The sequence below is a fragment of the Streptomyces sp. NPDC033221 genome, from assembly GCF_055577005.1.
The window spans coordinates 22997-45524 of sequence record NZ_JBVIQN010000051.1; the positions used below are offsets into that span (position 1 = coordinate 22997).

Here is a 22528-nt window from a genome sequence, read left to right on the forward strand (position 1 = left end):
GGTCAGCGACCACCCGCCGGGGCCTGCTGCCGCACCGGCGTCGCCAGGTAGGGCCGTACGCTCTTGACCAGCATCCCCATCTCGTAGCCGAGGACGGCCACATCGGCCTCCCGGCCGGCCAGCACGGCCAGGCAGGCGCCCGAGCCAGCGGTGGAGACGAACAGGAAGGTGGTCTCCAGCTCGACGACGACCTGGAGCACGTCGTCGCCGTTGCCGAAGCGCACTCCGGCGCTGCGGGCCAGCGAGTACAGGCCGGAGGAGAGGGCTGCCAGGTGGTCGGCGCTGTCCGGGTCGAACCCGTGGGCGGCCTTGACCAGGCCGTCGGAGGACAGCAGCAGCGCGCTGGTCGCATGCGGTACGCGGTTCACGAGTCCGGTCAGCAGCCAGGACAGGTCGGTCTGCCGGCTTCCCTGCAGGTGCGCAGGTGCCTGCGCGTGCACGTCACTCACCATGGTCGCGGTCGTCTCCTCGGCGGGGTTCGGGCCTGTCGTGGCCGGCGTCGTCGCCAGCCCGGTAACTGTCGTAACCGTCGTGGTCGCCGGGACTGCCGTAGCTGTCGTCGGCGAGGCTGACGCCGCGCCGGAACGCGGCCATCAGGCCGGGGTCGTGCTCGGGTTCGGGACGCCCGTCGCGGCGCCCCGCGTTCGGCAGGATCGGCTCGCCGCGCAGCTGCGGCACCAGGTGCTCCTGCTTGCGGCGGCGCGGCAGGCTCGGCCGGGCGCCGTCGTCTGCCGCGCTGGGCGGGGCGGGCGGCAGCAGGACCGGGCCGGGGCCGGCGCCGGGCGTGGCGGGGTGCGGGCCGGTGTGCGGGCCGTCGCCGCCGTGGGTGCCGGGGGCCCGGTGGGTGCCGGCGGGCGGCGGGCCGCCGGCCGGTGCGGCGGGGGCGCGCACGGCGTGCGTGCCGGCGGGTGGCGTTTCGGCCGCGCTGGGCCACACTCCCTCGCCGTACGCGGTGTCCGGGTACGCGCCGGCGGCGGCCCCGGCGACCGGCGACCCGTGCGCGGCGCGTACGAGCCTGCGGCGCGGTCCGTGCGGCGTGGCGGGGTCCGCGGGGCCGGCGCCGTCATCGCCGTACCCGCTCCGGTGGCCGGACGCGGAGTCGGCGCCGGTCAGGGAACGCGGCTCGGCGACCGTCAGGGTGATCTCCCCGGCGTCCACGTACTGCTCACCCTCGTGCGGCTGCTCGGCCTCCGGGCCCAGCAGGCCCTTCGGCACCACGAGGACGGCCTGCACCCCGCCGTAGATGTTGCTCTGCAGGCGGACCGCGATGCCGTGCCGCCGGGCGAGCGAGGAGACCACGAAGAGCCCGATGCGCCCGTCGCTCAGCAGCTCGGCCACGTCGACGTGGTCGGGGTCGGCGAGCAGGCCGTTCATCCGGGTCTGCTCGGCCGGTGACATGCCCAGGCCGCGGTCCTCGACCTCGACGGCGAGGCCCGCCGTGACCAGTTGGGCGCGGAGCAGGACGTGGGTGTGCGGGGCGGAGTAGACGGAGGCGTTCTCGACGAGTTCGGCGAGCAGGTGGATGACGTCGGCGACGGCGTGGCCGCGCAGCGTGCCCTCGATGGGCGGCACCAGTTTGATCCGCGGGTACTGCTCGACCTCGGCGATGGAGGAGCGCAGCACCTCGGTCATGGTGACCGGGCGGCTCCACTGGCGACGGGAGATGGCGCCGCCGAGGACGGCGAGGTTCTCGGCGTGCCGGCGGATGCGGGTGGCGAGGTGGTCGACGTGGAAGAGCCCCTTGAGCAGGTCGGGGTCCTCGACCTGGTTCTCCAGTTCGTCCAGCAGCTCGATCTCGCGGTGCACCAGGGACTGCAGGCGCCGGGCGAGGTTCACGAACACCTCGACCTTCTGCTCGTTGCCGCTGGCGTTGCCGCGCGCGATGGCCACCGCGTCCACGACCGCCGCCTCGGCCGCCCGGCCGGCCGCCGCCACTTCGTGGGTGAGCAGGTCGAGGGTGTCGCCGGTCGGCGGTGCAGCCGGTTCGCCCGCCCGCTGCTGGAGCCATTCGCCCTGGCGGACGCGGTCCAGCAGGTCGTAGAGGTCGTGCTGGCTGCGGGCGCAGACCTCGCGCAGCCGGGCGTAGCGGGCCACGGCGGCGCGCGCCTCGTTGTTGGCCGCGGCGCCCGCGGCCGTCACGATGGCGCAGACCAGGCCGCAGGCACCGAGCAGTACGGCCCACTCGCGGCCGGTCAGTCCGGTGCCGCCGACCCGTACGACGAAGGCGGTGGCGGCCGAGCAGGTGGCGGCGACGAGGAGGCAGGGCACGGCGGCGAGGCGCACCAGGCGGGTCCGTATGGCCGAATCGGCGGCGGTCTCCGGGAAGGCGGCCCGGCCGTGCCGCCCGCCCTCCCGCTCCCGGCGCCGCGTGGCCGCCGACACGGGGTCCGCCCCCCGGGGACCATGGGGGCCCAGGGGACCCTGGGTCTCCTGGGGGGCAGGGGTCCCCTGGGGGAATGCAGCAGGCATCGGCGCTCTCCGGATCGGCCGTCGGCAGTTCGCGGAGCACGCACGCTAGTTGTTGCGGAGGTGGGGTACGGACGCACTTCGGTGTTTCGCCACCCCGCGCCACCTCCCCCCGAGGGGATCGCTCGCACGCGCGTGCGCTTCTATCCGAACTCGCGTTCAGCCGAGCGCAGTTGAGGAGCAGCGCGGCACAGCACGGCCGGGCGGCAGACAGCACCCCGGCCGGTCCGTCCGCTCAGGCCCGCTCCGCAGGGAGACTGCCCACTTTTCCGAGCACGGATGCGGATCGGACCGACAACCACACCACCGAAAAACGGAAGAGACGGCTCCGCGGACCGCGCGGCGCCGCGGACTCCGGCTTGACCTTCACGCCGACGTCAAGGTTGAGGGTGGCGCCATGGACACCTCGGACCACCCCACCGACCACCGGACGCATCACGGGCCCCCATGGGCGCTGACGGTGCTGACCTGGTGCGCGTTCACCCTCGGCACCGGCGAGATGATGATCGCCGGGCTGCTGCCGGACATCGCCGCCGACGCCGGCGTGTCACTGTCGACCGCCGGCCTTCTGGTCAGCGTCTTCGCCCTGACGGTCGTCGTGGGCGGCCCGGTGCTGGCCCTGGCCACCACCACCGCGCGGCGCAGGCGGCTGCCGGCCGTACTGCTGGCACTGTTCGTCCTCGGCAACGCCGTGTCGGCGCTGACCTCGTCCTTCACCGTCATCGCCACCGGCCGTGTCCTGTCGGCGCTCGCCCACTCCGCCCTGATGCCGCTGTTCTTCGGCCTGGCCGCCGACGCGGTGCCGGAGCACCGGCGCGGGGCGGCCGTCGCCCGGGTCTCCCTCGGGCTCGGCCTCGCGATGATTGCGGGCCTCCCGATCGGTACGGCGATCGGCCAGTGGCTCTCCTGGCAGGCCACCTTCGCCGCGGTGGCCCTGCTCGCCGCCGTCGCGGCCGGGCCACTGCTGGCGCTGGCCCGCACACCGCACCCCCCTGCCGCGGCCGGACCGGGCAGCGACCTCGCAGGCGAACTCCGGGTGCTCACGGAACGCCGGGTGCAGACCGTCATCACCGTGACCGCGCTCAGCGCCGCCGCGGCCTTCACCGCGTACACCTTCATCACTCCGCTGCTCACCGGCACCGCCGGGTTCAGCGCGTCCGCCGTCACCGTCCTCCTGCTGCTCTTCGGCCTCGGCGGGACGGCCGGCAACCTGGCCGGCGGGAAGCTGGCGGACCGTTCGGTGACGGCGGCGGTCTGCATCGGGGTGGCCGCCCTCGCGGCGGCCCTGCTGCTCCTGGGACTGACGAGCACCAGGCCGCTCACCGTGATCTTCCTCTTCCTGTTCGGCGCCGCCTATTACGCCGTCATCCCCGCCGTGAACACCCGGATGCTGGACGTGGCCTCGCGGCGGGCCAGAACCCTGGCACTCACCATGCAGAGTTCGGCGTTCAACCTGGGCATCGCCGGGGGCGGCTGGCTGGGCGGCCGCGTGCTCGCGACCGGAATGTCGCTGCGCCGGCTTCCCCTGACGGGCGGACTGGTCGCGCTGCTCGCCCTGACGATCGCCCTCGCCGAACACCGTGGCGACCGAAGGCGCGAGGCCGCTCTCGACACCCCGGCAGCCCACCCGGGCGAGGTGGCCGCGTGAACGCCTTCAACCAGCGCATCATTGAGGAGTTCCGCGCCGGCCAGGGCCGGGTCGGCGGCATGTTCGAGGGGCAGCCACTGCTCCTGCTGACCACCACCGGCGCGAAGTCCGGCCTGCCGCGCACCAATCCCGCCGTCTACCTGCCGGACGGAGAGGACCGGCTGGCCGTCTTCCCTTCCAACGGGGGCTCACCCACCGCCCCCGCCTGGTACCACAACCTGATCGCCCACCCCCTGGCGACGGTCGAGGTCGGCACCCGTACCCACCGTGTCCGTGCGACCGAAGCCACAGGCGCGGAACGGGACCGGCTGTGGGCCCGGCAAGTAGCAGCCGATCCGCAGTTCGCGGCCTTCCAGGAGCGGGCCGGGCGGCGCATTCCCGTGCTGGTGCTCACCCGGCAGGACACCCACCCATGACCTTCACGTCCACGGCAGGGTTTACGCTTCCTCCTGAAAGCACCGATCAGGAGGACGGCGCCATGCGCATCGGGGAGCTGGCCCGTGCCACCGGTACGACAACCCGGGCCCTGCGCTACTACGAGGAGCAGGGCCTGCTGCGCCCCGACCGGTCCGCGAACGGCTACCGCAGCTACGGGGACGGCGCGGTGCGCGCCGTGGAGAACATCCGGCTGCTCCTGGCCTCCGGCCTCACCACCGACGACCTGCGCCTGATCGACGGCTGCCTGCGCGACGAGCTGATCGGCGCGCACGCCTGCGCCGATCCCGCGCCCAAGGCCGAGGTCTTCGAACAGCGTCTGGCTCTGATACAGGAGCGCATCAACGATCTGGTCGCGGTACGCGACCACCTCCTCGACCGGCTCTCCGAGCTGCGACGGCCGTACGAAACGACCGGCCGGCGGGGTTGTGTGGCGGAGACTGCGGCGGCCCCGCGTTGGGGGGCCGCGGGAGCGGCCGGTCAGATTCTCGGCGACCAGGTCCGCAGTGATCGTCTCGCGGGCCCGGAAGGGTGTACGCGAGTGAGGTAAGTCCACACAACGCGAACCCCGTCCGCGCGAGACGTCCGGCGCCCACGGCGGCGGCTGACGGGCCCCGGGCTAACGGGCCTCAGCTCGAACCGGCCCCGGCAGCAGCACCGCCGCCCCCACCGCCGTGACCGCCGGCAGGCAGGCGGCGAGCAGCAGGCTTTCCCGCATCCCCGGCATGAAGTCCCCCGCGAGGAGCGCGCCGAAGACGGCGATGCTGAGCGCTCCGCCCGTCTGGCGGCTGGTGTTCAGCAGGGCCGCCGCCGTACCGGCCCGCTCGGCGGCGACGCTGTCCAGCATCAGGGAGGTCAGCGCCGGCATCGCGAGCGAGCCGCCGACGCCCAGCGGGACCATCAGCAGGGCCGTCACCCAGGCGGGTGTGCCGGTGCCGACGGTGAGCAGTGCGCCGCAGCCCAGTGCGCAGACCAGCAGCCCCGTGACGACCACGGCCCGCGGGCCGTGGCGGGAGACCGCCCGCGGTGATACGTGGTTGACGTTGGCGGTGATCGCTGCCAGCGGCACGAACATCAGTCCGGCCGAGAGTGCCGACTGTCCCCGCTGCTCCTGGAAGAAGAGGCTCAGCACGAACACGCCACCGTAGAAAGCGGCGTTGAGGGAGAATCCCGCGATGACCGGGACGGTGACGCCGCGCTGCCGGAACAGTTCCAGCGGCAGCATCGGCGTGCGCCGCCGTGCCTCCACGGCCACGAATCCGGCGCCGGCCAGCACCGCGGTTCCGGCAGCGGCCAGTACGGTGCCGGTGAGCCCGGCGTGTCCGCCCTCGATCACGGCGAAGGTCAGCGCGGCCAGCGCCACGACCGCCGTCAGCTGGCCCGGCAGGTCGAACGCGACACGGTGGCGCGGGGAGCGCGCCGCGCGGGTCAGGATCAGGATTCCGGCCAGTCCGGCAGGCGCGTTGAGGCAGAACACGGCGCGCCAGCTCCATTCCGTGGTGAGCAGTCCGCCCAGGACGGGCCCCGCGGCGACCGCCACCGCGCCGCCGACCGTCCACAGGGCGACGGCGCGCGCCCGTGCCCCGGACTCGGGGAACGCCTGCCGGATCAGCGCCAGTGAGGCGGGCACCATCAGTGCCGCCGCGCTCCCCTGAACGACACGCGCCGCCGTCAGCGCCCCGAGCGTCGGTGCCGCTCCGCAGGCCAGCGAGGCGAGCGTGAAGACGGCGAGCCCCCAGCCGTACGCACGGCGCGCGCCCACCGCGTCCGAGAGGGCGCCGGCGGAGAGCATCAGCGCCGCGAACATCAGTGTGTAACTGTCGAGGACCCACTGGAGCCCGGACATCGAGCCGCCGAGTTCGTCCCGCATGGCGGGCAGCGCGACATTGACACCCGATACGTCGAGCGTGATCACGAAGAAGCCGAGGACGGCGGCGGCCAGCGCCGGGCCGGCGCCCGTCGGCCGCCCCTGCCCGCTCCGTGCCTCCGCGCCCGCCCCGGATTCCGCCCCGGGTTCCGGTGTGGAATCCGCCCCTGCTTCCGCCCCTGCCCCGGACCGTGTCGCGCTCATCGTGCACTGCTCCTCACCGTGCCGCCCCTGTCGGATACGCGGAGCAGCCTCCCTCGGCGGGGGACGGCACCGGCAGACCGGACCGTGCGGGGGAACGCCATGCCAGGCCCTGGTACGGCCCCCCTCCGCGGGCGGCCCTTTGCGACAATGACCGGATGAGCGAAGGCACGGAACTGGGCCGCTTCCTCCGCGCCCGCCGAGGGCAGATCCGCCCGCAGGACGTGGGACTGCCCGCGGGAACCGGCATCCGCCGCACCCCGGGGCTGCGTCGCGAGGAGCTGGCGACGCTGGCCGGGGTCAGCGTGGACTACTACACGCGGCTGGAGCGCGGCCGCGAGACCCGGCCCTCACCCGCCGTCGTCGGCGCGCTGGGCGATGCGCTCCGGCTCTCCGACGACGCGCTGCACCGGCTCCACGAGCTGGTGGCACTCGCCGCGGGCCAGGCACCGGCCCGGTCCCCGGGCCCGGCGCGCACGGTGCGCGAGTCGGTCCGCTCCCTGCTGGAGACGCTGCGGCCCTCCCCGGCGTATGTCGTCAGCCGCGCCAACGACCTGCTGGCCGCCAACCGGCCCGGCCTGCGCCTCTTTCCCGGCATCACGGAGTGGCCGCCGGAGCGCCGTAACATCACCCGCTATATGTTCCTGCACCCCATGGGCCGCAGGCTGTACCGCGACTGGGAGAAGATGGCGGCACACAGCGCGGCCCATCTGCGGGCGATGGCGGGCGCCGACCCGGACATGCCGGAGCTGGCCCAGCTCGTCGGCGAACTGGTCGTCAAGAGCCCGGAGTTCGCCCGCCTGTGGGAACGGTACGACGTACGGGCACGCGGCGGCGGCCAGAAGCACTTCCAGCACCCGGAGGTCGGCTCGATGCGCCTCTCCTTCGAGGTCATGGCCATCTTCCGTACGGACGGCCAGCGCCTGGTCACCTACCAGGCGCCACCCGGTACCCCGGACCACGACGCGATGCTGCTGCTGGACATGGCCAGCCCGGAGGACACGACGCTGCCGCGGGGAGCCGGCCGGTAGGGCCGACGGCCGGGGCACGGCGCGGCATCCGGGCCGTCGTGAGCGGGCCTTCTCGCCCGCCCGCCGCTACTGCGCCACCTCGAAAGCATCGCCGGACGGCGCACCGGCGGGCCAGGACGGCCAGCCGTGCGTCGGGGGCAGGGCGACCGCGCGCCACCACGGGTCGACGATCTGCTCGTCGGCCGGTTCGAAGGGCTTGCCGGGCAGCGGCGCGGCCACCGTCGCGCCGGCCGCACGCGCCGCCGCGACGGTCCGTTCGACCGGCTCGGACCACGGGTGCGGTGCGAGGTTGAAGGTGCCCCAGTGGATGGGCAGCAGCGTGCCCGCCGGGGTGCCCTGGGACAGGTCGGTGTGGGCGCGCAGGCCGTCTTCGGGTGTCATGTGGACGTCCGGCCAGAACTCGCTGTACGCGCCTATCTGGATCATCGTCGCGTCGAACGGGCCGTGCTCGGCGCCGATCTCGGCGAAGCCGGGGAAGTAGCCGGTGTCGCCGCTGTGGAAGACGCGGTGCGCGGGGCCGGCCACCACCCAGGACGCCCACAGGGTGTGCTGCGGGCCGCGCAGTCCGCGTCCGCAGAAGTGCTGTGCGGGCGTCGCGGTGAGTGTCAGGTCCCCGACGGCCGTCGACTCGTGCCAGTCCAGTTCGGTGATCCGGTTCTCGGGTACGCCCCACAGTTCGAGGTCGGCGCCGATGCCGAGCGGTACGACGAAGCGGGTGCCCGTACGGATCAGGGCCTTGACCGTCGGCATGTCCAGGTGGTCGTAGTGATCGTGCGAGATCACCACGGCGTCGACCGGGTCCAGGTCCCGGAGGGGCAGCGGTACGGGGTGCAGGCGCCTGGGGCCGGCCCAGGTGAACGGTGAGCAGCGCTCGCCCCAGACCGGGTCGAACAGCACCCGGTGCCCGTCGATCTCGGCGAGCACGCTCGAATGCCCCATCCACGTCAGCCGCAGCCCGGAGGCGGGCGGCTCGCCCCAGTCCGCGGCGGTCGGCCGGTGTACGGGGATGCGGCCGACCGGTGCCCGGCGCAGTCTGCCCTCGCGGCTCAGCTGCGTACGGGCCATGGCCAGCGCGGCGCCCTGCGCCATCTGCCGGGTCGGCCGGGGATTGCGGAACTGGCCGTCCACGAACTGCGGTGACCGCTGTATCCGCGCCAGCCGCTCCCCGGTGGGCCACGCGCCGAAGACGGCGGGGCGGCGCAGCGCGAACCGCTCTGCGGAGCGCGGGGCGGACGGGGTCTCACTGCGGGGTCGGTAGCCGGGCACGGCACCTCCATGGTTCGGGGGGTAGCGCTGTCAACGAGTCGCCGCGCAGTGAACGGACCGCCGCGGTGACGGGTTCCGGCACGCCGGCGTCCGGGCAGGTGGCGCCCGCCGCGAACACCGCGACGCCCGGACAGGACACGTGTTCCCTGACCGTTCCGAACCACTCGGCCCTCCCGGGCATTCCGCGGCGGGCCGTCCGGCCCTACCTTCATGGTATGAGTCAGACGCTGCCGCCCGGGCAGCCACCGGAACGCGAAGACGCCCTGGGCGGTGGGCTGCCCGGCGGCGATGGGCCACCGTCACCGTTACCGCCGCAAGGGGCGGCCGGGCCCCTGGAAGCCGCGGAAGGTCTTGATACGGAGACGGTCGTCCCGGCCGACCTGCCGCCGCCCGTGGCCCGCGCCGCCCCGCGGCTGTCCCGGCCGGGAGTGCGGCTGGTGGCCATGCCCCTGGCGGTCACGCTCGGTCTGCTGGCCGTCGCCGCGCTCGGTACGGGTTTCGTCGGGCGGTTCCGTGCCGCGGAGTCGCCCGAGGCGCGCGCCTTCACCTCGCTCCTGGAGTTCGATCTGTGGAGCGCCCTGGTCGGTGCCTCGATCGCGCTGTACGTGGCGGTGGCGTACGCGATGTCGTACGCGGTGCGCCAACGCTGGCGGGAGCCGGTCGACCGGCCGGCGCCCCAAGCCGTGGCGGTGCTGGCGGCGGGGGCCGTCGTGCTGATGGGTGCCGTCTTCGGTGTGCTGCGCTTCTTCACGCCGCCCGGCAGTGTGCCCGTACCGCTCGACGGGCTGGCGTGGCGGATTCCGCTGCTGCTCGTCCTGGGGATGCTGGCGGCGTCGCCGGGCGCGGTCGGCCTGTGGGACGTCCAGGTCCGGCTGCTGCGGCTGAGCCGCCGGCTGCCCACCGAGCCGGACGTCCTCGCGCCGGTGGGGGCGCTGCGGGAGCTGCACCGCGCGTGGCGGGACGCGGTGCGCTTCCTGACCGGCGGCAGCCTGATCATCTCGACCGCGGTCGTCGACGCGGGTGCGCTGCGCAACGCCCTGCTGGCGTACGGCGTGCCGGAGAAGACCTTCCCGGCGTCGTCCGTGCTGCTCTACGGCGCCTTCTTCAGCGTGATGTTCGCGCTGGTCTTCGTGCCGGTCGTGGTGTTGTGGCGGTCGGTCGCCGGCCGGCTGGTCGAGGCGACGGTCCGCATTCCGGAGGCCGACGAGCTGACCGTCGACTGGATCGAGCGCCGGGCGCGGCTGGTGGCGTTCCTGCGTCTGGACATCTCACTGCCGAAGGTGCTGGCCCCGGCGTTCGGCATCCTCGCGCCCCTGGCCACCGGCGCGGTGAGCCTGTTCCTGCCGGGCGGGAGCCAGTGACGGGCCGTCAGGCCGCCCTGCGCGGCGGTTCGACGTCCGCCGGCGGTGCCCCTGGGCCGAGCCGGAGCGGCAGCAGCAGGACGCGCAGGGCCACGCGCGGGGACATCAGGCGGGACGGCGGCGCGGTGAGGCAGAAGACGTCGCGGAAGGCGGCGCCGAGGACGGGGTCGGTGGTCGCCCGGGATATGAGCCGTTGCAGATACCAGGTGGTCAGCCGTTCGCGCAGGCCGGCCCGGGCCTCGGCGCCGCTCGCGTAGGGGCGGTCGGCGCCGACCGCGCCGAGCCAGGCGGCGTCGGAGGCGCGGGCCACCGCGCGCTGCGCCTCGCCCGCGAACCCCGGCCGCAGTCCGCCGGACTCCAGGACCCGGCGCAGCGCCCGGGCGCCGAGCGCGGCCACCGACATGCCCTGCCCGTAGACGGGGTTGAAGGTGCAGTTGGCGTCGCCCAGGACGAGGAAGCCTTCGGGTACGCCGCCGGGCCGCTCGTAGTGGCGGCGGCGGTTGGAGGTGTCGCGGAAGCCGTGCACGGGCGAGACCGGTTCGATGTACGGGAGCAGGCCGTGGATGTACGGGTCGCCGACGGTGGCGGTGAAGTCGGCGAACCCCTGGTCGTCGGTGGGCGGCTGGTGGCCTCGGGTGCCGGAGACGGTCATCAGCCACTTGCCGTCCTCGACCGGTACGTACACGGCCCCGCGCGGATTGCCCGGCCAGCCGGGGATGTTGACGCCGATGTCCGGTGCGCCGGCGGGGCCGGTGGGCCGGAAGATGCGGGTGGCGTAGGCGATGCCCGCGTCCACGGTCTCTTCCCGCGGGGCGGGGAGGCCCAGGTCGGCGTACCACTTCGGCGTCTTGGAGGTACGGCCGGAGGCGTCGACGACGAGCTCGGCGGGGATGATCCGATCGGCGGTGCCCGCGGCACTTCCGTCGGCCGGCCGCCCGTCGCCCGCGTCGTTCCGCCCGCCGCGGGCCCGTACGCGTACGCCCGTGACCCGCCCCGCGTCGCCGGTCAAGCCGACCGCCTCGGTCGCCTCCAGCACCTCCAGGCGGGTCTTCGACCCGGCGGCCGCCTGCAGGGCTCGGTCCCGGACGATGCCGTCGATCACCGGGCGGGTGACCGACACACAGGTGTTGCGCCGCTCGTCCAAGCGGCGCTGCCAGCCTGTCGCCGTACGGGTGACCAGGTCGCGCGGCATGTGGAGGGTGCGCGCTCCGGCGTCGGTGAGGGCCCGCACCGTGCCGGGCAGCAGCTCGTCCAGGGCACGCTGGCCGCCGGTGAGGAAGACGTGCAGATGGCGGGCCTGTGGCACCCCCTTGCGGAAGGCGTGTCCCGCCGGGTACCGGTCGCGTTCCACGACGGTGACCGCGTCCACGTGCCCGAGCAGGGCGGTGACCGCGAGCATCCCGGCGAGTCCGCCGCCGATGACGACCGCGTGCCGTTCCCCCGCCACTTCGGCGGTCTCTTCCACCGCTGCCCCCGTTCCGCCCCTCGGGCGACCCTCACGTCCGGCAGGCGGCCTTCGCACCACCGGCCCTGTACGGAATCACCCTCAGTGCGCGGGGTGGCGCTGTCAACCACTCGTGCCGCCCGCGCACTTGGACGTCCCGCACGCGCGGCGCCGGTGGGCGCTACGGCTTCCGGCCCACCCCACCGTAGAAGATGATGTTGTTCAGCTCGGCCGGGCCCGGGGGCGGCCCGTCCGGACGCCACAGCGGCACCCGCACCACGCCCGGTTCCAGCAGTTCGAACGGCCCGAAGAGCGGCTCGACCTCGGTCCTGGTGCGCAGGTTCAGGGTGGCCGTCGCGTTCTTGTAGACGTCCAGCACGCCGTCCCGCGCCCGCTCGTCCGTACGGCCCTGCTCGTACTCCTCGTACGGCTCACCCGTGGCGTGCGACAGCACGAGGACGCTGCCGGCGGGCAGGGCGCGTGCCAGGGCCGCGACGATGCCCGCCGGGTCCTCGTCGTCGCGGACGAAGTGCAGGACGGCGACCAGCAGCAGTGCCACCGGCCGGTCGAAGTCGATCAGCTCGCGCACGGTCGGGTGGTCGAGGATGGCCTGCGGGTCCCGCACGTCGGCCAGGACGAAGCCGGTGTCCTCGGTGGTGGTCAGCCGCGCGCCCGCGTGCGTGGCGACGATGGGGTCGTTGTCCACGTAGACGACCCGCACGCCGGGTGCGGTCTCCCGGGCCACCTCGTGGGTGTTGGGGGAGGTCGGGATGCCCGTACCGATGTCGATGATCTGCCGGATGCCGCCGGCGACCACCTCGCGCACCGCGCGGTGCAGGAACGCCCGGTTGGCGCGGGCGCTCAGCCGCACCTGCGGGTGCACCTCGATGACGCGCTGCGCGGCTTCCCGGTCGACCTCGTAATTGTCCCGGCCGTCCAGGTAGTAGTCGTACATCCGGGCGGGGTGCGGCTTGCTGGTGTCGATCTCGTCGGCCTTGAAGGCGGCCGCGTCCTGCAGCCCCTGCGAGCCGTCCTCGTCCCACGAGCCGATCACGGCCCGGGAGAACTCCGTTTCCTTCACGCCGTCCTCCGGTCGGTTCCGCAGCCGCAGCCGCACGGTGCGGCGGTGAGCAGGAAGTCGGCGGCGCCGGCCTTCGCGCCCTCGATGAAGCTCTTGATCTCGCGGTGGGTGTAGATCAGGGCCGGGCCGCCCGGGTCGGTGGACTGGCGCAGCGCCACCCGTCCGTCGCCCAGCCGCAGCGCCTCGACGCACTCGCCGCCGTTGCCGCCGCTCCACGGCTTGTGCCAGCCGTCGCTGCCCAGCTCGGTGGCGGGCATGCCGTTGTAGATGCGTATGCGATCCATGGTTCAGATCTCCTTGCGAAAGCCGCCCAGAAGGGCCTCGGTGGTCTGGGCCGGTGCGGCTTGCGCGCACATCCGGTCCAGTGCCTCCAGGAACTGCGAGACGTCGTCGCGCTGGTCGAAGTACACGGCGCCCACCAGGTTCTCCGCGTAGGCGATGTCGGGCAGTTCCGGGATCGGGAAGCGGAAGATGTGGAACGGCCCGTACATCGAGGGGTGCGGTCCGGCGGCGAACGGGATGATCTGGAGCCGGACGTTGGGCAGGGTGGTGGCCTCGGCGAGGCGGGCGATCTGCTCGCGCATCACCCGCGGTCCGCCGATCGGGCGCCGGAAGACCGTCTCGTCCATGACCACCCAGAGCATGGGCGCGTCGGGGCGGGTGAGCAGCGACTGCCGTTCCAGGCGCAGCGCGACCGCGCGGTCGATCTCCTCCCGCGCCGCGTGCGGCATGCCGGCGCGCAGCACGGCGTGGGCGTACTCCTCGGTCTGCAGCAGCCCCGGTACGTAGTGGGGCTGGTAACCCCGGATGAGGTTGGCCTCGCTCTCCAGGCTCACGTAGGCGCTGAACCACTCGGGCAGCACGTCGCGGTAGTTGTGCCACCAGCCGGGCCGGTTGGCCTCGCGGGCGAGCTTGAGGAAGCCGTCGATCTCTTCCCGGTCGGTGACGCCGTAGGTCGCCAGCAGCTTCTCCACGTACGGGATCTTGAGGCCGACCTCGGCCTTCTCCATGCGCCGTACGGTCGCGTGGGTGACATCGAGGGCGGCGGCCGCCTGCTCGTAGGAGAGCCCCGCCTTCTCGCGCAGGTCCTGCAGCCTCTTGCCGAGCACCACCCGCAGGACGGTCGGAGCGCCACCCGACCGTGCTTCCGCCACTTCTGCTCCCCTCCCACCACCAACATGAGTGATCAGCAGTGTGTCATGCCGTCAGCAGAGCGAACAGACTGCGCTTGCGATTCTGCAAATTACACATTGATCCTTGCCATCGGTGACCAACATCGCACATAGTTGCGGAGTGGCTTCCTCCAACAACGCTCCTTCGTTAGGGCGCTGTGGCGGCTTCGTCGCCGAGCGTCTCCGGGACGCGTTCCACTTGCCGGCGCGCCGCACCTCCGTACCGGAGGCGCGCAGACGCGTGATCGCCGTGCTGCACGAGTGGGGCGCGGCAGAACAAGTCTGTGACGACGCCGAGTTGGTGGTGTCGGAGTTGTTCACCAACGCCGTACGGCACACCGACAGCGAAAAGGTCGACTGCGAACTGACGATCGTCGGCGCTTTCCTGCGCCTGGAGATCACCGATCAGGGCCGGGGCGACTCGGCACCGCACGTCCAGCCCGGCAGCGTGGACAAGGAATGCGGCCGCGGCCTGTTCCTCGTGGGCGCCCTCTCCGAAAGCTGGGGTGTCCGCCCCGACCCCTCCGGCCGCGGCCGGACCGTCTGGGCCGACCTCCCCTACGCACGCCCCGCCGCACACTGAAACCGCCGCCCGCGCCTCGACGGCGGGCGGCGGCGTCCGACTGCTGCCTCCGCTACAGCGGCAGCAGGTCCGGCCGCTTCGGCTCCACATGGTCACCGGAGGACTCGCCGCGCAGCCGGCGGCCGATCCAGGGCACCAGGTGCTCGCGCGCCCAGTGGATGTTGTCCCGGCGCGCCTCGGCGGCGGTGCGCTCCGCCTCCGGCGGCCAGGCCTGGTCCGGATCGGCCGGGACGTCGAGCCCCAGCACCTGCGCGGCACGCAGCGCCACCCGGGTGTGCCCGTCGGGCGACAGGTGGAGCCGGTCGTCACCCCAGGCCCGCCGGTCCTGCACGGACTTCAGCGACCACAGGTCCAGGACCGGGCAGTCGTGCCGGTCGGCGATCGCCCGTACGTGTGCGGTGTACGTCGCGATCTTGCCGCGCAGATGCCGCAGCACCGGCATGCCCCGGGTGTCGAACCCCGTGCACAGCAGCACGGTCCCGACCTTCTCCCGCAGGTCGGCGACGGCCGCCTCGTACCGCTCGGCCACCGCGTCCGGGTCCGAGCCCGGACGCAGGATGTCGTTGCCGCCGGCACAGAACGTCACCAGGTCGGGGGCCAGCTCCTTGGCCCGCGGCACCTGCTCCTCCACGATCTGGTCCAGCAGGCGCCCGCGGACCGCGAGGTTGGCGTAGCGGAACTCACCCTCCGCACGCCGGTCCGACAGCAGGACCGCCAGCCGGTCCGCCCAGCCGATGTACGCCCCGTCACGGCCGGGATCCCCGACTCCCTCGGTGAAGCTGTCGCCGACGGCTGCGTACGACCCGATGGCGCCATATGCGCCACTGCTCATCTTCTTCGAATCGTCTGCCACGTCAGGACATACTTCACCCCGGGAAGTGACTTACGCCACCGTAACCAGGGGTTGACGTGGGGTGATTAATGCCACCCGGTCAAATTCTGATCAAGTCGGAATAAGAATCAGGGGTGATAAACGACTTTTTTCGGCCGTTTGGCGGGGTGTGCGGAGGCCCGGGCGGCGGGCGGGCTCGGGAGCGTCCGCAGGCGCCGGGCGACCGCGCTCGTTCCGGTGTGCGATCGGGACGGTGGCAGCAGGTCCGGGCCCCGCTCCCCCGCCGTCACCGTCCTGATTGCGGAGTGCACCAATGTCGTATCGTCGGAGTGGCCCGCCTCGTCGACGAGCAGCGTCGGCGACCGATCCCGAGGAGCGCCCGTGACGCAGCAGACCCCGGAGGTCCCGTCGACCGACGCCGAACTCGCGGAGGTGCGCAACTTCCGTGACGTGGGCGGGTTGCCGACCGTGGACGGGCGCCGGGTGCGCGCGGGCCGGCTGTTCCGCAGCGGCCACCTGGCGGCGGCGACCGAGGCGGACGCCGCCTTCCTCGCCGGCCTGGGGCTGCACACGATCTTCGACTTCCGCAACGCCGCCGACATCAGGCTGGAGGGCCCGGACGTCACGCTGCCCGGCGTACGGAACGTCAACATCCCGCTGACCGACCCGGCCGACGGCGCCGAGTTCTGGGCGATGGTGCGCGACGGCGAGCTGGGGCATCTGCGAACGGCGCTGGGCGACGGCAAGGCGGCGGGCCGGATGGCCCAGACGTACCGCCACATCATCACCACCCGCACCGCCGACCACAGCCGCGTCCTGCACGCGCTCGCCGAGGACAGCGTCCCCGCGCTCATGCACTGCGCGGCCGGCAAGGACCGGGCGGGCCTGTCCGTCGCCGTCACGCTGCTCGCGGTCGGTGTCGAGCCGGAAGCCATCGAGGCCGACTACCTGGAGTCCAACGCCGCGCACCGCCGGTACAAGGTGCGCCGCTCCGACAAGTCGGCCGCCGGCATGTCCCCCGAGGTCATGGAACTGCTCGCGCCGCTCTTCGACGCCCGCGCCGCATACCTGTCCGCGGCCCTCGACGCCATCGGGACCACCTGGGGCTCGACGGACGCATACCTGAGCGAGGGCCTGAAGCTGTCCCCCGAGACCCGCGAGCGGCTGCGCTTCCAGCTCCTGGAGGACTGAGGGCCCGCGTCCGCACGGCCGGCCGGGTCCTGCCGGCCGTGCCCTTCCGCGCCCGGGGACAATGGGCGCGTGATCGACCACACGACTCCCTGCCTCCCCTTCCTCCAGCCCGGCGAAGTCCTGTTGCGGAGCGAGCAGTACGAGGTGTACCCGTCGCTGCCGCTCGTTCCCGCCCACCTGCGGGTGCCGCGCAAGCAGTCACCTCTGGAGAAGCGGCTCCGCGGCGCGCTGGGCAGCGTCCTGGGCAAGGCGTCGCGGCCGCTCGGCATCGCCACGGACAACCGTTTCACCAACCACCGGCTGACTCGCACCGCCGGAAACTTCGCGGACGGGCTCAGCGAAGCCCAGGAGAACTTCGAGGACGCCGTCGACAGGGCCGCCGAGCACATGATGTACGGCAAGCCCATGGAAGGCGGCTGGACGAGCATGGCCGGCCGGTTCCACGTCCGGGTCACCAACGCCGGCGGCTCCCCCGTGCACCAAGCGGTCACCGACCGCCGCCTGTTCGTCGTCACCGACCACGCCACCGGCTGGCGGGCCCGCGATCCCCAGCTGGAACTCGCCGTGGAGGTCCCGCGCTCCGACATCGCCGAACTGCGCCCCAGGCCGCGAACGACCTTCCCCCGCGGCCGCTTCGACCTGGTCTTCGTCGACGGATCGTGGATCGCGCTCAGCTGCTCGTTCCGCAAGAGCATGGAGACGCTGGTGAACGCGTTCTACGGGCGGAGCTGACGCGGCGTCACCGCCGCGTCACTTGCCCAGTTGCGCGGCCAGTTCGGCACGCCGGGCGAACTTCGCCTCCTTGGCCTCCGCCATCTCACGCAACGCCGTCCTGCGCTCGCGGTGCGCGAGCCGGTCCAGATACAGGTGGCCGCGCAGATGGTCCGTCTCATGCTGCAGACACCGGGCGAAGTAGCCCCGGCCCTCGATCACCAGCGGATTGCCGTCCTTGTCCCGGCCCCGCACCACGGCGTGGTCCAAGCGGGGCACGACACGGTAGGGGCCGGGCACGGACAGGCACCCTTCGGACTCCTCGACCAGCCTGCGCCGTTCGGCCGGCACCTCGTCCAGGACCGGGTTGGCGATGTGCCCGACGTGGCGCACCCCCCAGTCGTCCGTCATGTCCCACACGAACAGCCGCAGGTCCACGCCGACCTGGCTGGCCGCGAGTCCGGCGCCCTCCGCCACCTGGTTGGTGGCGAACATGTCGTCGATCAGCCGCGAGAGTTCCGGCGTGCCGAACCGGGTGACCTCCCGGCACGGGCGGTGCAGCACCTCCTCCCCGACCACGGTGATACGGCGTACCGCACCCCGTTCGACCTCCGGCGCGAGCCGCGGGTAGGAGTCCACGGGTACGCCCTGCACACGTACCCGGCGGTCCTGTGAGAGGTCACCGGAACCGACAGCCATGGAGTATCAACGCCTTTCGCACAGGCCTGAGCCGGCCGGGGCGGGCACCCCGCCCCGACGGCAAGCCGACTTGACCGAACGCTTTGCAAAGTAGCACCCTTTGCAAAGTGAGCGAGGAGAACCATCGAACAGCACCCACCGGACCGCCGTCGCACCGCGCCCGGCAGTCACTCCCGGACCACCCCGTACGCATCGCCCTGCTGGACCTGCTCGCCGAGGTCGGCACCGTCACGTCCACACAGGCCGCTGCCCGGCTCGGCCACAGCTCCGGCCTCTGCTCGTTCCACCTGCGCCAACTCGCCCGGCACGGCCTCATCGAGGAAGTCCCGCACACCGGCGGGCGGGCCCGGCCGTGGCGGCTCCGCTGGGAGTCCCCGTCCTCCCGCACGCCGCCCCCCTCCGGACAGGAAGCGCCGGAGGAGTTCGACGTGCTCGCACGCGGACTGGAGGACGAGAGTTACCAACGCTGGCTCGCCCACCGGGACCGGGCACCGGCCGAGTGGCAGCACGACGCATCGTTCAGCGCCGTCGTCCACCTGACCCCGGCCGAAATGGCCGAACTCGCCGCCTCCGTCCGCGCCCTGCTGGCCCCCTACGGCGAACGCGACCAACGGCCCGCCACACGCCCGGCGGGCACGGTGGCGGTGGCCGCCGTCACCAGGCTGTTCCCGCTCCTGAACGAGGACTCCGCGTAGGGCGCGGGTTCACGCCCCCGGAGGCCCGACGGGCGGCTGCGGCGGATACGGGTACGGAGCGGGCGGCGGCGCGTAGGGCCCAATGATGGAGGCCATGCTCGTGCCGTGGTCACCATCGTCCTTGCCTCCGCCGACGCGGCCGGGGCGGCTCCGAAGAGCAAGACTCCCGCCAGCACCGTGCTGCCCGCCGCGCGGAGAGTACGCGCCGATATCACCCCGTGATGTCCTTCCCGCCCAGGACGCAGCCCGGCTTCGCAGGCCACGGCCGCGTCGCTCCATGTCGGCCGTCCGGCCTCGGCCGTCGGCTTGCGGCGCGGCGACCTGGGCGTTCACCCTACGTGGCACCAGGGCGTGGGCGGGTCTCGGCGCTACCGCGTCTGCAGGGCCTGCTTCATCAGCGTCCGTCCGAAGTCCCACATCAGGCCGCCGCCCTGGTGCGCGTCGTCCATCACCTCGGTGAACGCCGCCACGAACCGGTCCACCTCCCGTTCGCCGATCGTCAGCGGCGGAATCAACTTGATGACCTCCAGGTGGTCGCCGGAGACCTGGGTGAGGATGCGGTGGCGCTGGAGGAGAGGGACCACGACCATCTGGGCGAACAGGCCCTTGCGGGCCGCCTGGAGCATGGTCCAGTGGCCGCGCAGTTTCAGGGACTTGGGGCGGCAGAATTCGATGCCGATCATCAGGCCCCGGCCGCGTACGTCGTGCAGCAGCTCGTACCGGTCGACGAGGGCCGCCAGTTTCGTGCGGAGCAGGTCGCCGGTGTGGCGGGCGTTGGCGACGGTCTGTTCGTCCGCCATGACCGTGAGGACCGCCAGGCCGGCGGCCATCGCCTGGGCGTTGGCGCCGAAGCTGGCGGAGTGGACGAGGACGCGGTCCATGGACGAGTAGACCTTCTTGAAGATCCAGTCCTTGCCCAGGGTCGCGCCGACCGGTACGTAGCCGCCGGAGAGTGCCTTGGCCACGCACACCAGGTCGGGTTCCACACCGTCTTCGTGCTGGTAGGCGAAGAAGTCGCCGGTACGGCCGAGGCCGGTCTGCACCTCGTCGGCGATGAGCAGGGCCTTGTGCCGGTGCAGCAGTTCCTGGGCAGCGCGCAGGAAGCCGGGGGGTGTGGGGTGTACGCCCTTGCCCTGGATGGGCTCGACGATGAAGGCCGCCACGTCGCCGCGGCGCAGCTCCCGCTCCAGTGCGTCCAGGTCGCCCATCTCGATGCCGGTGTCGGGCAGCAGCGGTGCGAAGCCGTCCCGGAAGCCGTCCTCGCCGTTGACCGACAGGGAGCCGGTCGTCAGGCCGTGGAAAGCGTGGGTGCAGTACAGGACGCGGGGTTTGCCGGTGGCATAGCGGGCGAACTTCAGGGCGGTCTCGACGGCTTCGGTGCCGCTGTTGCCGAAGAAGACGCGGTCCAGGTGGGGTGTGTGGGACAGCAGTTTCTCGGCGAGCAGGCCGGGCAGCGGCTGGCAGTCGAAGCGGGTGAGGTCGGCCAGCTGCGCGTCGAGGACGTCGTGCAGGGCCTGCCGGACGACCGGGTGGTGCCGGCCCAGGCCCATCACGCCGAAGCCGGCCAGCATGTCGAGGTAATCCAGGCCGTCCGCGTCCCAGAAGTAGGCGCCCTCGGCCCGCTCGTAGACCTTGTCGAAGCCGATGGTGTGCAGCATGCGCGGCAGTTGGTGGTTGATGTGCTTGGCGTGCAGGTCGTAGCGCTCGGCGCCGCGTTCGGCGAGCAGCTTGGTCAGGTCGAATCCGGTCACGAGCCGTTCTCCGTCACGAGTCGTTCTCCTTACGGGCCAGGGAGGCGCTGATCCGGCCGGCGATCTCGGCCGGGGTGAGCCCGATGTCGGCGAGCACCTCGCCGCGCTTGGCGTGCGCCAGGAACTGTTCGGGGATGCCGAAGGTCCGCAGCGGTACGTCCACGTCCGCGTCGCGCAGCGCCTGGCCGACCGCCGCGCCCACTCCCCCGTTGCGGCTGTTGTCCTCCACGACGGCCACCGCGGCGTGCCGGGCGGCCAGCCGGACGATGGCGGGGTCGACGGGCTTGACCCAGCGCGGGTCGACGACGGTGACGCCGATGCCGCGTTCGGTGAGCAGTTCCGCGGCCGCCAGGCAGATCGGGGCCAGTACGCCCACCGAGACCAGCAGGACGTCCGCGCGCTCGCCGCGGGCCAGCACGTCCACGCCGCCGGTCCGCTCCAGCGCCGGTATGGGCTCGCCCACCGACTCCTTGGGGAAGCGCAGCACGGTCGGCGCGTCGTCGATGTCGATGGCCTCGCGCAGTTGGGCGCGCAGCTGGTCGGCGTCGCGCGGCGCGGCGATCCGCAGGCCGGGGACGACGTTGAGGACCGACAGGTCCCACATGCCGTTGTGGCTCGGCCCGTCGGTGCCGGTCACGCCGGCCCGGTCGAGGACGAAGGTGACGCCGCACTTGTGCAGCGCGACGTCCATCAGGACCTGGTCGAAGGCGCGGTTGAGGAAGGTCGCGTAGACCGCGAAGACCGGGTGCAGGCCGCCGGTGGCCAGGCCGGCCGCCGAGACGGCCGCGTGCTGTTCGGCGATGCCCACGTCCCACGTACGGTCGGGGAAGGCGGCGGCGAACTTGCCGAGGCCGACGGGCTGCAGCATCGCCGCGGTGATCGCGACGACGTCCGGGCGCTCCGCGCCGATCTTCACCATCTCGTCGCCGAAGACCGAGGTCCACGAGGGCGGGCCGGGCGGCGCGACGGGTGCGCAGGTCAGCGGGTCCATGGCGCCGACGGTGTGGAAGCGGTCCGCCTCGTCCTCCAGCGCGGGGCGGTAGCCGCGGCCCTTCTCCGTACGGCAGTGCACGAGGACGGGTCCGTGGAAGCGGGCGGCGCGGCGCAGCGCGGACTCGACGGCGGCGATGTCGTGGCCGTCGATCGGGCCGACGTATTTCAGGCCCAGGTCCTCGAACATGCCCTGGGGGGCGAAGGCGTCCTTGAAGCCCTTCTTGGCGCCGTGCAGCGATTCGTACAGCGGGCGGCCCACGACGGGGGCGCGCTGTACGACCTCCTTTCCCCAGGCGAGGAAGCGCTCGTAACCGTCGGTGGTGCGCAGGGTGGCGAGGTGGTTGGCGAGGCCGCCGATGGTGGGCGCGTAGGAGCGCTCGTTGTCGTTGACGACGATGATGAGGGGGCGGTCCTTGGCGGCGGCGATGTTGTTGAGCGCTTCCCAGGCCATGCCGCCAGTCAGCGCGCCGTCCCCGATGACGGCGACGACGTGGTCGGCCCGGCCGCGTACCTGGTTGGCCTTGGCCAGGCCGTCGGCCCAGCCGAGGACGGTGGAGGCGTGGGAGTTCTCGATGACGTCGTGGTCGGATTCCTCGCGGGACGGGTAGCCGGACAGTCCGCCCTTGCCGCGCAGCTTGGAGAAGTCCTGGCGGCCGGTCAGCAGTTTGTGCACGTACGACTGGTGGCCGGTGTCCCACAGGATGCGGTCGGCGGGCGAGTCGAAGACCCGGTGCAGGGCGATGGTCAGTTCCACCACGCCCAGGTTGGGCCCGAGGTGGCCGCCGGTCCGCGCCACCGCGTGCACGAGGAACTGCCTGATCTCCTCGGCGAGTGTGCCGAGGGCTTCGCCGGGAATCTCCTTGAGGTCGCGCGGGTGGCGGATCTGTTCCAGCATCGACATGCTCGGTCCCCCTCCATGGGTACAGCTCTACGGGTTCAGCTGACGGTGATGTCGGGGGCGCCCGGTATCACTCCCTCGGCCTCCATGCCCGCCGCGATCTTCATGGCCTCTTCGATGAGGGTCTCGACGATCTTCGACTCGGGCACCGTCTTGATGACCTCGCCCTTCACGAAGATCTGGCCCTTGCCGTTGCCGGACGC

General features: G+C 72.8%; 21 protein-coding genes and 1 pseudogene. 9 read left to right on the plus strand and 13 right to left on the minus strand.

What is annotated here, in order from left to right; all coding sequences use genetic code 11:
- Positions 1-2: 2 nt before the first annotated feature.
- Complete coding sequence (locus tag ACZ53K_RS39065; RefSeq protein WP_468846799.1) at positions 3-452, minus strand: roadblock/LC7 domain-containing protein; 450 nt, start codon at positions 450-452, stop codon at positions 3-5.
- The gene (locus ACZ53K_RS39070; RefSeq protein ID WP_468846801.1) at positions 442-2382 is read right to left on the minus strand and encodes a sensor histidine kinase; all 1941 of its coding nucleotides are present in this window, start codon (positions 2380-2382) and stop codon (positions 442-444) included. Before ACZ53K_RS39070 ends, ACZ53K_RS39065 begins: the two co-directional genes overlap by 11 nt.
- 481 nt (positions 2383-2863) lie before the next feature.
- On the opposite strand from ACZ53K_RS39070, the gene ACZ53K_RS39075 reads away from it, so the two are divergent.
- From ACZ53K_RS39075 to ACZ53K_RS39085, 3 genes are all read left to right on the plus strand, one after another.
- Positions 2864-4114, plus strand: coding sequence for an MFS transporter (locus ACZ53K_RS39075; RefSeq protein ID WP_468846804.1), 1251 nt, complete (start codon positions 2864-2866; stop codon positions 4112-4114).
- On the plus strand, positions 4111-4530 hold the full coding sequence (locus ACZ53K_RS39080) for a nitroreductase family deazaflavin-dependent oxidoreductase (protein WP_468846807.1): 420 nt from the start codon (positions 4111-4113) through the stop codon (positions 4528-4530). The genes ACZ53K_RS39075 and ACZ53K_RS39080 overlap by 4 nt, the downstream gene beginning before the upstream one ends.
- A gap of 62 nt (positions 4531-4592) precedes the next feature.
- The gene (locus ACZ53K_RS39085; RefSeq protein WP_468846810.1) at positions 4593-5099 is read left to right on the plus strand and encodes a MerR family transcriptional regulator; all 507 of its coding nucleotides are present in this window, start codon (positions 4593-4595) and stop codon (positions 5097-5099) included.
- Positions 5100-5168: 69 nt separating this feature from the next.
- Here the strand turns inward: ACZ53K_RS39085 and ACZ53K_RS39090 are convergent, their stop codons facing one another.
- A complete protein-coding gene (locus ACZ53K_RS39090) occupies positions 5169-6620 on the minus strand; it encodes an MFS transporter (protein WP_468846813.1) in 1452 nt (483 codons plus the stop codon).
- 155 nt (positions 6621-6775) lie between these two features.
- Between ACZ53K_RS39090 and ACZ53K_RS39095 the strand changes: the two genes are divergently transcribed.
- Positions 6776-7648 (plus strand): helix-turn-helix transcriptional regulator, encoded by an 873-nt coding sequence (locus ACZ53K_RS39095; RefSeq protein ID WP_468846815.1) that lies wholly within the window; start codon positions 6776-6778, stop codon positions 7646-7648.
- Between the two features lie 66 nt (positions 7649-7714).
- Here the strand turns inward: ACZ53K_RS39095 and ACZ53K_RS39100 are convergent, their stop codons facing one another.
- Positions 7715-8914, minus strand: a complete 1200-nt coding sequence (locus tag ACZ53K_RS39100; protein ID WP_468846818.1) for an MBL fold metallo-hydrolase — start codon at positions 8912-8914, stop codon at positions 7715-7717.
- A 215-nt stretch (positions 8915-9129) separates the two neighbouring features.
- On the opposite strand from ACZ53K_RS39100, the gene ACZ53K_RS39105 reads away from it, so the two are divergent.
- Positions 9130-10275 carry a hypothetical protein gene (locus ACZ53K_RS39105; RefSeq protein ID WP_468846821.1) on the plus strand — a complete coding sequence of 382 codons (1146 nt, stop codon included), beginning with the start codon at positions 9130-9132 and terminating at the stop codon, positions 10273-10275.
- Between the two features lie 7 nt (positions 10276-10282).
- On the opposite strand, the gene ACZ53K_RS39110 is transcribed toward ACZ53K_RS39105, so the two are convergent.
- The 4 genes from ACZ53K_RS39110 to ACZ53K_RS39125 all read right to left on the minus strand — a co-directional run bounded on the left by ACZ53K_RS39110 (position 10283) and on the right by ACZ53K_RS39125 (position 13954).
- Positions 10283-11674 carry an NAD(P)/FAD-dependent oxidoreductase gene (locus ACZ53K_RS39110; RefSeq protein ID WP_468846851.1) on the minus strand — a complete coding sequence of 464 codons (1392 nt, stop codon included), beginning with the start codon at positions 11672-11674 and terminating at the stop codon, positions 10283-10285.
- A gap of 226 nt (positions 11675-11900) precedes the next feature.
- Complete coding sequence (locus ACZ53K_RS39115) at positions 11901-12737, minus strand: SAM-dependent methyltransferase (RefSeq protein WP_468846853.1); 837 nt, start codon at positions 12735-12737, stop codon at positions 11901-11903.
- Between the two features lie 59 nt (positions 12738-12796).
- Complete coding sequence (locus tag ACZ53K_RS39120; protein WP_030023883.1) at positions 12797-13084, minus strand: DUF397 domain-containing protein; 288 nt, start codon at positions 13082-13084, stop codon at positions 12797-12799.
- A gap of 3 nt (positions 13085-13087) precedes the next feature.
- Entirely contained in the window at positions 13088-13954 is an 867-nt protein-coding gene (locus ACZ53K_RS39125; protein ID WP_468846824.1) for a helix-turn-helix domain-containing protein, read from the minus strand.
- Positions 13955-14093: 139 nt separating this feature from the next.
- Between ACZ53K_RS39125 and ACZ53K_RS39130 the strand changes: the two genes are divergently transcribed.
- Positions 14094-14555 carry an ATP-binding protein gene (locus ACZ53K_RS39130; protein ID WP_468846827.1) on the plus strand — a complete coding sequence of 154 codons (462 nt, stop codon included), beginning with the start codon at positions 14094-14096 and terminating at the stop codon, positions 14553-14555.
- A 52-nt stretch (positions 14556-14607) separates the two neighbouring features.
- Here the strand turns inward: ACZ53K_RS39130 and ACZ53K_RS39135 are convergent, their stop codons facing one another.
- Positions 14608-15408, minus strand: a complete 801-nt coding sequence (locus ACZ53K_RS39135) for an SGNH/GDSL hydrolase family protein (protein WP_468846830.1) — start codon at positions 15406-15408, stop codon at positions 14608-14610.
- Positions 15409-15768: 360 nt separating this feature from the next.
- Between ACZ53K_RS39135 and ACZ53K_RS39140 the strand changes: the two genes are divergently transcribed.
- Positions 15769-16578 (plus strand): tyrosine-protein phosphatase, encoded by an 810-nt coding sequence (locus ACZ53K_RS39140; protein ID WP_468846833.1) that lies wholly within the window; start codon positions 15769-15771, stop codon positions 16576-16578.
- Positions 16579-16647: 69 nt separating this feature from the next.
- Complete coding sequence (locus tag ACZ53K_RS39145) at positions 16648-17310, plus strand: hypothetical protein (protein ID WP_468846835.1); 663 nt, start codon at positions 16648-16650, stop codon at positions 17308-17310.
- 18 nt (positions 17311-17328) lie between these two features.
- On the opposite strand, the gene def is transcribed toward ACZ53K_RS39145, so the two are convergent.
- Positions 17329-17988 (minus strand): peptide deformylase, encoded by a 660-nt coding sequence (gene def, locus ACZ53K_RS39150; RefSeq protein ID WP_468846838.1) that lies wholly within the window; start codon positions 17986-17988, stop codon positions 17329-17331.
- Positions 17989-18095: 107 nt separating this feature from the next.
- Between def and ACZ53K_RS39155 the strand changes: the two genes are divergently transcribed.
- Positions 18096-18683: a helix-turn-helix domain-containing protein gene (locus ACZ53K_RS39155; RefSeq protein WP_468846840.1), complete on the plus strand. Its 588-nt coding sequence runs from the start codon at positions 18096-18098 to the stop codon at positions 18681-18683.
- Between the two features lie 368 nt (positions 18684-19051).
- On the opposite strand, the gene ACZ53K_RS39160 is transcribed toward ACZ53K_RS39155, so the two are convergent.
- The 3 genes and pseudogenes from ACZ53K_RS39160 to ACZ53K_RS39170 form a co-directional block, all read right to left on the minus strand.
- A complete protein-coding gene (locus ACZ53K_RS39160) occupies positions 19052-20434 on the minus strand; it encodes an aspartate aminotransferase family protein (protein WP_468846843.1) in 1383 nt (460 codons plus the stop codon).
- A 13-nt stretch (positions 20435-20447) separates the two neighbouring features.
- Positions 20448-22328: a 1-deoxy-D-xylulose-5-phosphate synthase gene (dxs, locus tag ACZ53K_RS39165; RefSeq protein ID WP_468846845.1), complete on the minus strand. Its 1881-nt coding sequence runs from the start codon at positions 22326-22328 to the stop codon at positions 20448-20450.
- Between the two features lie 35 nt (positions 22329-22363).
- A pseudogene (locus ACZ53K_RS39170) lies at positions 22364-22528 on the minus strand (flavodoxin-dependent (E)-4-hydroxy-3-methylbut-2-enyl-diphosphate synthase); the annotation flags it as partial.